The sequence below is a fragment of the Teredinibacter turnerae T7901 genome (assembly GCF_000023025.1).
GTDB lineage: Bacteria > Pseudomonadota > Gammaproteobacteria > Pseudomonadales > Cellvibrionaceae > Teredinibacter > Teredinibacter turnerae_B.
Genome location: NC_012997.1, coordinates 3,378,282 through 3,389,583, shown reverse-complemented (window position 1 = coordinate 3,389,583; position 11,302 = coordinate 3,378,282). Strand labels below are relative to the sequence as shown.

10 protein-coding genes are annotated in these 11,302 nt (G+C 50.4%); 6 read left to right on the top strand and 4 right to left on the bottom strand.

The features are described 5' to 3' along the window. The gene (gene pilB, locus TERTU_RS13430) at positions 1–1,728 is read right to left on the bottom strand and encodes a type IV-A pilus assembly ATPase PilB (RefSeq protein WP_015818976.1); all 1,728 of its coding nucleotides are present in this window, start codon (positions 1,726–1,728) and stop codon (positions 1–3) included. 398 nt (positions 1,729–2,126) lie between these two features. Here pilB and TERTU_RS13425 point away from each other — a divergent pair, with 398 nt between their 5' ends. Continuing rightward, positions 2,127–2,627 (top strand): pilin, encoded by a 501-nt coding sequence (locus TERTU_RS13425; protein WP_015818399.1) that lies wholly within the window; start codon positions 2,127–2,129, stop codon positions 2,625–2,627. 135 nt (positions 2,628–2,762) lie between these two features. Beyond that, complete coding sequence (locus tag TERTU_RS13420) at positions 2,763–3,503, top strand: hypothetical protein (protein WP_143876291.1); 741 nt, start codon at positions 2,763–2,765, stop codon at positions 3,501–3,503. Positions 3,504–3,554: 51 nt separating this feature from the next. Here TERTU_RS13420 and nadC read toward each other — a convergent pair whose 3' ends face one another. Both nadC and TERTU_RS13410 read right to left on the bottom strand, forming a co-directional pair. Further along, positions 3,555–4,397: a carboxylating nicotinate-nucleotide diphosphorylase gene (gene nadC, locus TERTU_RS13415; protein ID WP_015819320.1), complete on the bottom strand. Its 843-nt coding sequence runs from the start codon at positions 4,395–4,397 to the stop codon at positions 3,555–3,557. Positions 4,398–4,410: 13 nt separating this feature from the next. Beyond that, positions 4,411–4,944 carry a retropepsin-like aspartic protease family protein gene (locus tag TERTU_RS13410; protein WP_015818911.1) on the bottom strand — a complete coding sequence of 178 codons (534 nt, stop codon included), beginning with the start codon at positions 4,942–4,944 and terminating at the stop codon, positions 4,411–4,413. A 254-nt stretch (positions 4,945–5,198) separates the two neighbouring features. On the opposite strand from TERTU_RS13410, the gene TERTU_RS13405 reads away from it, so the two are divergent. The 3 genes from TERTU_RS13405 to TERTU_RS13390 all read left to right on the top strand — a co-directional run bounded on the left by TERTU_RS13405 (position 5,199) and on the right by TERTU_RS13390 (position 9,061). After that, on the top strand, positions 5,199–7,511 hold the full coding sequence (locus tag TERTU_RS13405) for a DUF1631 domain-containing protein (protein WP_015817848.1): 2,313 nt from the start codon (positions 5,199–5,201) through the stop codon (positions 7,509–7,511). 153 nt (positions 7,512–7,664) lie between these two features. Then, positions 7,665–8,207, top strand: coding sequence for a 1,6-anhydro-N-acetylmuramyl-L-alanine amidase AmpD (ampD, locus tag TERTU_RS13395; RefSeq protein WP_015816898.1), 543 nt, complete (start codon positions 7,665–7,667; stop codon positions 8,205–8,207). Between the two features lie 14 nt (positions 8,208–8,221). Further along, positions 8,222–9,061, top strand: coding sequence for a histidine kinase (locus TERTU_RS13390; protein ID WP_015820970.1), 840 nt, complete (start codon positions 8,222–8,224; stop codon positions 9,059–9,061). Between the two features lie 356 nt (positions 9,062–9,417). On the opposite strand, the gene TERTU_RS13385 is transcribed toward TERTU_RS13390, so the two are convergent. After that, positions 9,418–10,704: an AmpG family muropeptide MFS transporter gene (locus TERTU_RS13385; RefSeq protein WP_015817491.1), complete on the bottom strand. Its 1,287-nt coding sequence runs from the start codon at positions 10,702–10,704 to the stop codon at positions 9,418–9,420. Between the two features lie 130 nt (positions 10,705–10,834). Between TERTU_RS13385 and TERTU_RS13380 the strand changes: the two genes are divergently transcribed. Beyond that, entirely contained in the window at positions 10,835–11,272 is a 438-nt protein-coding gene (locus tag TERTU_RS13380) for an FxsA family protein (RefSeq protein WP_015820718.1), read from the top strand. The last annotated feature ends 30 nt before the right edge of the window (positions 11,273–11,302 follow it).

Sequence of the window (11,302 nt, the reverse complement as noted above, 5' to 3'; positions counted from 1 at the left end):
TTAATCCTTGGTTACTCGGTTTGCTTCTTCTAGGCTGGTAACGCCAATTGCCGCCTTTCGCAGGGCGGAGGTTCTTAAATCGTGAAAGCCTGCCTTCCTGGCCGCGTCGGCAATTTGAATAGAATTGCCGCCTTCCATGATAATTCGCGAGATTTCGTCTGTGATACGCACCACCTCGTAAATTCCCACACGACCTTTATAACCTTCATTGCATTTGTCGCAACCCACAGGGTGAAAAAGTGTGATTTCGTTCTTTTCCATGCCAATATTATAGAAGCCTTCTTCATTTAGAATTTCTTCAGGAATATCGGTCGCTGGCTTTTTACAGGCGCTGCAGAGTCGCCGAGCCAATCGTTGCGCAATGATCAAACTTACGGTTGTGGCGACGTTGAAGGTGGGTACGCCCATGTTGAGCAGTCGGGTAAGCGTTTCTGGGGCGCTGTTGGTGTGTAGGGTCGACAGCACCAAGTGACCTGTTTGCGCGGCTTTTATCCCGATTTCGGCGGTTTCCAGGTCCCGGATCTCCCCGACCATCACGATATCAGGGTCCTGCCGAAGGAATGAGCGCAGTGCTTCTGCAAACGTAAGCCCGACTTTAGTGTTCATATTGACCTGGTTGATGCCTTCCAGGTTGATTTCTACAGGATCTTCCGCGGTGGATATGTTGCGCTCGGTGGTATTTAGAATATTCAGACCGGTATAGAGCGATACGGTTTTGCCCGAGCCAGTAGGGCCTGTTACCAGAATCATGCCCTGTGGTTGCGCCAACGCATCGAGGTACATTTTTTTCTGCTCTTCCTCGTAACCCAGGGCGTCAATACCGAGCTTCGCGCTTGAAGGATCCAAAATTCGTAGAACGATCTTTTCACCAAACAGCGTCGGCAAGCTGTTTACCCGGAAATCAATCGCGCGGGTTTTGGATATTTTCATCTTTATCCGGCCGTCCTGAGGGACCCTGCGCTCGGAAATATCCATTTGTGACATCACTTTTAGGCGTGCAGCCAGGCGAGTGGCCAGGTTGACCGGAGGGCGGGCAACCTCCTTCAGAATACCGTCTGCGCGAAAGCGCACGCGGTAGGCTTTTTCATAGGGCTCAAAATGAATATCTGATGCGCCGAGTTTGATGGCGTCAAGCAGAACTTTGTTTACAAAGCGCACTATCGGAGCCTCGTCAGCCTCGGATGCGTCCTCCTGGCTACCGCCTCCGTCCTCGTCCACTGCTTCGATATCAAGCGAGTCTAGTGCTTCCTCGTCCAGGCCTCCCAGCGCATCCCCGATTCCTTCTTCCTCAGAATGAAGAAAGGCTTCGATTGCAGCATGGAGCTTGTCTGCTTCCGCCAAGAGCGCTTCGGTGTTCAGGCCTGTGTTAAATTTGATTTCGTCAAGGGCATGAAGGTTGGTGGGGTCTGAAAGAGCAAGGAACAAGCGATTGCCACGCTTGTACAAGGGTAATGCGTGGTGTTTATGAATAAGTTTGGCGTCTACTACACCTTTGACAGAAGAGGTATCGTTTATACACTGAAGATCAATGAGTGGTGTACCGAATTCGTCCGCGGCGGACTCCGCAATTTGCCGACTATCAAGAGAACTGTTTTTGACCAAGTATAGCGCTAGCGGGATTTTGTCTTTAGCTGCGCCGGTAATGGCTTTCTGCGCATCTTCTTCTGAGATGAGGCTGTCTCGGACGAGTCGGCGTGCCAATCCGCTGAGATTTGCTGAACTATTCATAGTTGTAATGCCCGGTGCAGGATCAATAGTGCGATTTTGCGACAGATTTAGATAAAAGTTATACCAACGTCAGACTATAAACTTTACCATCTTTTTTAAATTCGGCCAGTAACCTACTGTTAATTTTAAGTTTTTTAGTGAGGTAATTGGCATTCGTCATGGGCGTTGTGGTTCTACGCGATTTCGCAAATATGCGGGTACCCCCGTCTAGCTTAAACAGGACAGTAAGTGACAATTTAGGGCATATGCTCGGGTGGCGTGACTATTGGTTAGCGTGGTAGCTATGCCAGAAGGCTAGTTTTATCCGCCAAATTGTTTAGTGATTCACAATTGTGGTGTTGGCACCAAAATTGTATTTGTTCGGCTGTATCTCAATAATCCTTCGGAGGAGTTTAATTATGAATCGAGTACAACAAGGTTTTACATTGATCGAACTGATGATCGTTGTTGCGATTATCGGTATTCTCGCTGCGGTAGCTCTGCCTGCTTATCAAGACTACACCGTACGTGGTCGTGTGTCTGAGGGTATGCTTGCTGCTGCGGCCGCGAAATTGAATGTTGCAGATGTACTGGCCGGCGGTAACGTACAGGGCTTGGCTACGGGATATGCCAATGGTTACACTTCGCCTACCGCAACTGCTAACGTTACTAGCGTTGCTATCGCAGCTGCTACAGGGGCGATTACAGTTACTACTACAGCATCTGCAGGCAACGGAACGTTGATTTTTACTCCAAACTCACCAATCGGCACGGCTCTTCCAGTAGGTACTGCTGCGTTCACTCCACCTAACGATTCTGTTGCATGGCGTTGTGCTGCCGCTGGTGCTGATGTGTCTGCTTTTGCTGGTGGTGCTGCCGGTACTTTGCCTGCTCGCTTCGCACCTTCTGAGTGTAAATAATAGATTAGTCGATTATTGGCATGTTCTTGATGCCAGTGATGAAAAACCCCGCGTAGTCAGCGGGGTTTTTTTTGCTACGGCGCTTGTACCGTTTAAAAATTTTACTTTTAAATATACTGATGTATGAATTTCTATTTGGCTAAAGCGAAAATTAAGGCCGCTGCCGTTCACGCGATCGCGAGTCTGATTCTGGCGGGAATTTGTGGTGGTTTAGTTTTTTATGTTTGGTTTCCAGGGCAGTTGTCTAACATGCTCAGGGGGACAGAGATGTATTGGCTGGTGCTGCTCGTTGAAGTGATCTTGGGCCCGTGCATGTCATTAGTGATTTATAATCCTTCCAAATCATTGGCAGGGCTTTTTAGGGACTATGGGGTAATTGTTTGCGTTCAGTTTGCGGCTCTCGGATATGGGCTTTATGTTGTTGCACAGTCACGACCAGTGTATGTGGTTTTCGTAAAAGATGCTTTTGAAGTGGTTACTTCGCTGGAGTTGGACAAAAAAGATCTCGATGAAGCGAGTTCTCCTGAGTTTGAAAAAGTATCTTGGATTGGCCCCAAAGAGGTGTGTTCTGAGAGCCCCCAAGATTCAAAAGAAAAGAGCGACCTTCTCTTTTCTGCATTGGAGGGCAGAGACATTCAAGTATTTCCAAAATATTACCGATTTTGTTCTGAGGGAGAGGTGAATAAAGCCTTTCTTTCAAGTGAACGATTGTACTCGATCATTGCTCAGAACGTATCGTATGACCATTTTAAAAAGCAGTTGCCAGTAGGGGGATTTTATTGGCTGCCCGTCAAACACAGATTTGGTGCTGGCATTAGAATTTATCCTTTAGGAAATATGGAGAGCTATTATTTGCCTCTCGACCCTTATTCATAGATTGTTTGGCGTTTGGCGTTTGGCGTTTGGCGTAATCACTTGAATAATATATTACCCTGCAATCCTCATCGACAAATCCACAGCCACACAATTCTTCGTCAAATCCCCGGTAGAAATATAATCCACGTTTAAACCGCCGAGCTGCTTTACTTTTTCCAGAGTAACATTGCCTGAGACTTCGTACTTGGCGGTTTTCTCTATCTTTTGGGTCTGCTCGTACATTTCGGTGGTGAAGTTGTCGAGCATAACGACGTCGACACCTGCAGTTAGTGCCTGCTGGAGTTCATCCAGGGTTTCCGCTTCAACTTCAACCAGTTTGCCCGGCGCGATTTGACGGGCTTTGGCAACAGCTTCAGCGATCCCGCCGCAGGCAGCGATGTGGTTTTCTTTTATTAAGAACGCGTCGAACAGGCCTATGCGGTGATTGTGGCAGCCGCCACAGGCGACAGCGTATTTTTGTGCGGTGCGCAAACCTGGGATCGTTTTTCGCGTGTCCAGGATTTTAGTTGGCGTACCTTCCACCAATTTCGCATAGGCCGCTGCTTTGGTGGCGATGCCTGAAAGCAGTTGCAGAAAGTTCATTGCGGTGCGTTCGCCCGTGAGCAAAATACGGGTGTTGCCCGACAGCGTCACCAGGGGGGTATTCGCCTTAACTGCTTGACCATCCTCTACGTGCCAGTTGATTTCGTCCAAACCACCGAGTTGAGCAAAGGTTTCGTTCAGCCATGCAACGCCACATACAATACAGTCTTCGCGGGTAATTATCGTTGCAGTGTCAGTTTTGTTTTCGTCGATGAGCATTGCCGTTATATCGCCTGTGCCAACGTCTTCTTGCAGGGCAGTCGCAACAGTGCGTGTGATGTCTGGGCGGATATCGTCGAGCAGTAAATTCATTTTGATAAGGCGCTTAATTCTTGGAGTTGAGGTGTTGGGTTAGCGTGAGAAAGCGGCCGCTCTGGGCGAAGTCGAGTGTTTTGAGTGCGCTCATGCCGAGCAGAATTTCATCGCCATTCATGCCTGGGTTCAGTGCCGCTCTAACGTTCTGCAATTCTATCGGCCCTAGACGCAGGGCGTCTATATTAGTCGCTCTCACCTGAACAACGCCGTTTGCTGTTTGTACAGGGTAGCTGGCCCCGGGTTGTAAGCTCAGCTCTCTACCCAGGTTAGCGGGAACCGATACCATTGTTGCTCCAGTGTCTAGCAGAAAAGTCACTGGTTTGCCGTTTATATAACCGGAGGCAACATAGTGATGGTAGTTGTTGCGCTCGAGCGTGACAGTACGGGACTGTCCGTTATCTGTGCCTTCCAACTGGGTGTTGGGGTTATACCATTGCGCTTCTTTGCGACTAAAGAATAGGGTGAGTCCACCCAGTATGAGGAGCCACACTATGGCAAGCATGCCCTTTCCAAGGCGTTTGCCGGGTGGCTGACTGTCTGACATAGATGGCGTTCAACTCTTTTTGTTTAATTTGCGACCAAATACAGAGGTTTGATTATAACAGTGGTTTTAGGTGAAAAGGAGAAGTTTTAAGCGCGTCACGAATTACAAAATCCGTTGTGATTTATGTCTCGACTTACTCAGACTGCCATAGGCGTCTTTCTTAAGAGGATTATACTAGTTCTGGTAAAGAACTCTCATGAGTTGTTATGTATGAGCGAAGTGCGGCAGTTAGCCGCAATTTGGGGAGGCCGTAAGTGGCTGATCATGCCAAAAAAGTTGCTAATGTGAAGGTAGTTCATTTGGAGCCGGAAAGCGCGCGCCTGGCGAAAGCGCGTATTGCGCGGTTGCCTGCCGCAGTACACGCCATACATGAGAAGGGCAAGTTTTTGCTTGCCGCACGCCTCAAGCAGTTTTTTGATCGCGCTGATGATTCCCTGTTCGAATTGGCGGACAAGGCCACTACCAACGCAGAACAGAACATTTATTTCGATTCGATGCGTGAAGTACGCGTGCAGCGACGCGGTATTGAGCGCCGTTTTGCCATCGAGATAGACGCAGCATTCGCAAATCTGGCAACAGGGGCAATGCCAGAGACTCCCGAAGTTGATGAAGCATTTACTGCTGATGCCTTATCGCTGGTTCAGAATGACGACCTGGAACAAATGGTGGCGATTGAGTCGTCCGTCAGTCGCGCGAACAGCGAGTATGCGGAGCAGGTGCAGCAGCTGAGTTTGCGCCTGGATACTCTGGTTTCGGTTAAGGTTTTCGAAAAAAACAATCCGCTTGGCCCCAGTGTGTTGGCGAACGGATTCATGGCGCAGGCTAAGCGCCTTGATATCGACCTTAAAGCCAAGCTGGTGTTGTTTAAGCTGTTTGATAAAACTTTGATGCACAATTTGGGCGGCGTGTACGAAGCGGTCAACCAGATACTTATCGACCACAATATCCTGCCATCGCTGACTACTGCGGCCCGTCGTCAAGCCAACACACCTGCTCCAGCGCAAACCACGCCGGGCGGAGACGCAACCCCAGAACTTACGCAAGCCTTACAGGGGTTGTTGAATCCGGCGGGCGCAAGACCTGCAACTGAACCACAACTAAATGAACTCGTCAGTATGTTGTCGATGGTGCAACAAGCACCCGCTGTCAGCGAACGTGCACAAACCGGCATCAGTAGTTTGCAGTTGATTGAGGAGCTCTATAAAAACAAAGGCGGTCAAGCTTCGATTAGCGCGACTGAGCGCGAAGTAATGAACCTGGTCGACATGTTGTTCAAGTTCATTCTGGCCGATCGCAATCTCTCGCAGCCGATGAAAGAGCTGCTCGCGTTAATGCAAATTCCTGTTATTAAAGTTTCTCTGCTGGATAAGTCATTTTTCGCAAAGGGCGGCCATTCTGCACGCAAGCTGTTGAACGATATGGCCACGGCGGCATTGGGATGGCAAGGTACTGACGGCCGTCGCGACGCGCTGTACACAAAAATGCAGTCGATTGTTGATCAGCTGTTGACGTCTTTCGACTCAGACGTGTCAATTTTTAACGATCTTCACGCAGATTTTTCTTCGTTCGTCGAAAAAGAGCGGCGCCGCGCAGAAGTCATCGAGAAAAGGACGTTAGACGCTGAAGATGGTAAGGCAAGAGCCGAGGTTGCGCGTACCGTGGTGTCGATTGAAATAGAGTTGCGTACAGTTGACGAGCGTTTACCTCAGGTTGTTGCAGAGCTGATTAATGGCCCTTGGAACAACGTGATGTTTGTGACCTATCTTAAGTACGGGCATAAAGCGCATGAATGGCAGTCTGTATTGTCGACGTTGGATGATCTGGTATGGAGTACCAAAATTCCACGTACCAACGATGCTCGAAAACAACTTATTCGCCTGATACCAGAGCTGTTAAAGCGGCTGCGTAGCGGTCTGGACTCTATCTCGTTCAACCCATTCCAAATGTCTGAACTGTTTAAAAAGCTCGAAGACGTTCATTTGGGTGCAATTCGTGGGAAAGCGGAAGAGGATGCGCCGAAGCCTAGAGCTGGCATAGATAAGCGCAGCGCGCCTAAGGTGAGTTCGGCTTCGAACGATAACGAAGTGCTGGCGCCGATTCCGGATACAGCTAAGCGGCAGAGTGCTCCGCCCCCCACTGTTAAAGCGGAGGTGACACCTGGAGAAATACCTGCGGCGCCAGCTGTAAAGACACAGAGTGTGCCCGGACCTCAGCGTCAGCCTGTTGCCAAGGCAAACCCTGCCGACGCCGAAAAAGTGCGTCAGTCGCCGCCTCCAATCTCTGCCGACAACGCTGATTTGCAGCAGGTTGAGACTTTTGGTCAGGGTGGCTGGTTTGAAATGGTGGACGAGAAGGGCGAATCAACTCGTTGTCGTTTAGCGGCGATTATTAAACCCACCGGCAAATATATTTTTGTAAACCGCAGTGGTATGAAAGTCGCTGAGCATACTAAATATGAGCTTGCGGAGCTGCTTGGCGCGAAGCGTTTGCGTGCCCTGGATAACACGATGTTGTTCGATCGCGCGTTGGAGACCGTCGTCTCTAGCCTACGTAAACCACAGCCCTAGGGCTTGGTAACACTTCCCGAATAGTTCTATAAGGCGCCGCATCCCCCTGGTTGCGGCGCACTTCGCCTTCCTTTTCGTTTCAATCGTTCTCTCGTTGAATTTTCCCTCGCTCTGGCACCTTCGGTTATCATGCTCGGCGTTAGGGAGAATTCTATGCATATTTCTAATGGCTGGTTGCAGGAGGTTCGCCATGTGGCGTCACCTAACTACAACGCGCGCCCCCCGGCGTCTGACATCTCGCTGCTTGTAATCCACAATATCAGCCTGCCGCCGGGAGAGTTCGGGGGGGATGCGGTCGAGCGGTTTTTCACTAACTGCTTGGCCGCTGACGAACATCCTTTCTATTCATCAATTGCAGATATGAAAGTCTCGGCGCATTGCTTTGTGCGACGCAACGGCGAGATTATTCAGTTCGTTAGTTTCGCAGAGCGGGCCTGGCATGCGGGGCGATCCTGTTTTGGTGGCGAGACCGAGTGCAACGACTTCGCAATTGGGGTGGAGTTGGAGGGTACGGACTCGACACCCTATACTGACGAGCAATACGCCAGTTTGGCATGTCTGACTGTGGCCCTGCAGGCTGCGTATCCAAAAATAACAAAAAGCCGTATCACCGGCCATGCTGACATTGCGCCGGAGAGAAAAACAGACCCGGGGCCAGCGTTCGACTGGCCTCGATATTTTGCGTTGCTGCCATAGTTTTGGGGACTGCTATGAATTTATTTATTGTCATCTTGAGCATTGCGTTTCTGCAGGTTTGGGGCGCAGCAAACCCGTTGCACAAAGACAACTGGTTTGCTGTTTGGGCGGATTGGTGTGAAGCCTTAGTTAAAGGTAACTCTACTTTCGCGTTTATTTTTGCTGTGCTGCTGCCATTTTTCTCAATTGTCGCAGTGCAGGGCTTTTTACTCTGGTTTTCGCCTTGGTTACTCTTACCCTTGGGAATGCTGGTTCTGCTCTATAGCTTTGGCCGCGGAGAGTTTGCGGATATCGTGAGCGAGTATACCAAGGCCTGCTACATAGAAGATTGGCCGTCCGCGTTGGAGCGCGCGCGACGTCTTGGGGTTGATGTAGATAACCTTGCTGATAACGACTGGCCCACGCTTCACAAGCACGTATTAGATGAAGCTGGTTATCGCGGGTTCGAGCGCATGTTTGCGATACTCTTCTGGTGTTTCAGTTTTGGGCCGGCGGTTGCTTTTCTATATCGCCTGAATTTTCTCTACTCACATAACCTGCGCCCAGATAACCCACAGGCTGAGAAATTACTGTGGGTGCTTGAATGGCCCGCCGTGCGCTTACTGGGCCTGTCGTTCGCACTTACCGGTAACTTTGTTGGCTGCTTCCAGCGCTGGAAAGAATGTTTTTTCTGCGCCCGGCGAACCACTGTCGCGGTACTCAGCCCTCTTATTCTGGGTGCGTTATTGGTGGACGACAGCATGACACAAACTGATGAGGTGACGCGCAAAGAGCTGAATCTTCTCACAAGTCTGTACACTCGAACGCTCTGGCTTTGGTTAGCTGCCGCTGCAGTGTTAATTATTGTGGTTTAAAACAGCTCGTCTAATACCGGGATGGCTGTGTTTGTCGTGTGTTGATTGTTGAAATCAGGCGTTGTTAGTTAGTGACTAATAACGCCTTAGCCCTTTTAGATAGACTGTTTGGCGTCATAAATTCTATATTTGGCGCCGTTGATTCCATTTCGGTTTTGTGACTTATAGCAAAGCGCTTGACCTGGTAAATTCATCGTCCTATGATGGGAACACTTACCGGTCGGCTGTATGTATATACAGTTCTCCCCGAAATGCACGGATGCGGCCATAGTACCCTTGAGGCACCGATTTGGTGCCTACCCCTTGAGCTGATAGCTGCGCCGGCCGGTAAGATTCCCCCTCAAGTTGTTCTTTTGCTATTCCCTATTGCGCTTTTTATACACAACTATGGCCAATAACACGGCCGGTATCCCCATGATTGCCGCATACCCGAAAAATCCGGCGTAGCCGATATGGTCCACTACGACGCCCGAGAATCCGCTTTGAAACTTGCCAGGCAGAGTCATGAGGGAGGAAAACAGTGCTGATTGTGTGGCCGTATAAGCGCGATTGGTTAGCGACGCGATATAGGCGATAAAGCCTGTCGCTGCCAAGCCTCCGCTGAGGTTGTCTGCACTTATTGCCGCGATAAGCCATGGCAGTTCCGGGCCGGTGTAGGCTAGCTGAACGAACAGCAGATTGGTGCTCGCCACCAGTATTGCGCCTGCGATCAGGGTGCGATGCACGCCGTAACGCGCGACACACAAGCCGCCGACAAACCCGCCCACAATGGTCATGATGAACCCGAACAGCTTGCTCACGCTGGCGATTTCGGTTTTGCTGAAGCCTAGATCCAGGTAGAAGGGGTTGGCCATAATCCCCATCGTTATATCGCTCAATCGGTATAGCCCAATAAACGCAAGAATCAGGATAGCGAACTGGCCGTTACGCTTAAAAAAGTCAACAAATGGGGCAACTACCGTTTCGTATAGCCATTCGCGGGTAAATAGTGTCAGAGGATTACCCGTGCGTTCGGCCGGCACCGGCTCTGCGATCGTCAGTGACACGAGCATAGCCCCAAACATGAGAGCAGCCATGGAGGTATAGGCCGCAGCCCAGGTACTGGTATCGGCAATCAGAAGGCTGCCAGCCCCTGCGACGAGCAGCGCGAGCCGGTAACCGAGTATATAAGTTGCTGCCATAGCGCCCTGATATTCTTCACTCGCGCTTTCGATTCGGTAAGCGTCTATGACGATGTCCTGCGTGGCGGATGCAAAGGCGATGAGCACTGCGCAGAGCGCAACCATAACCAGGTGTTGTTCCGGGTCGCTTGCGGCCATTAATAGCAGACCGATGGTGATAACGCCCTGGGCGAGCAGAAGCCAGCTGCGTCGCTTACCAAGCCAGCGAGATAAAAATGGCAGCGGCAAATGATCGACCACCGGTGCCCACAGCACTTTTACGGAGTAGGTAATACCCACCCAGCCAAAAAATCCGATTGCAGAACGACTCACCTCCGCGTCTCTCAGCCAGGCGCTCAGTGTCGAAAAAACCAGCAGGTAGGGAAGTCCGGCGGAGAATCCCAGTAGCAGTAGGGTGATCACTGGGCGGTGGGTGTAGAGCTTGAGTGCCCCCATCCAGGAGCGGTGAGTCTGTTTGTCCAAAAGGTTGTCCAATAAGCGGTATCAGGAAGTCAGAACACTACGCATATTTAACGCCTTGCGCCAGCCCCCTTGTTATTCCCGGGTTAGGCCTCACCTTTGTTTGTCTTAGCTTTTTATTTTTGGAGCCGTCGTGAGAATTTTCACTCTGTTGTTTATAGCCGTACCTATTCTTGAGATGTGGCTGTTGATAAAGGTCGGTAGTTTAATCGGGGCTCTACCAACAATTGGCCTGGTTTTTTTGACTGCTATGCTGGGCCTCGCGCTGTTGCGGCAGCAGGGTATTCAAACATTGTTTCGCGCACAGCAAAGGATGCAACACGGTGAGTTGCCCGCTTCAGAAATGGTTGAGGGTATTTTCCTCGCGGTCGGTGGCGCTCTGTTGCTTACCCCGGGATTCTTCACGGATGCAGTCGGCTTTTGCTGCCTGCTGCCGGGTGTACGCCAGGTAATTTTGGGTTGGGCGTTAAAGAATGCGGTATTTGGCAAAGTAAACGTTCGTTCAGATGGCCCCCACAGAGCTGGCGAGTCACATACCACCATAGATGGCGACTACAAGCGCGAAGACTAACCCGGCTTAACCCTGGGCGGTGTAAATTTA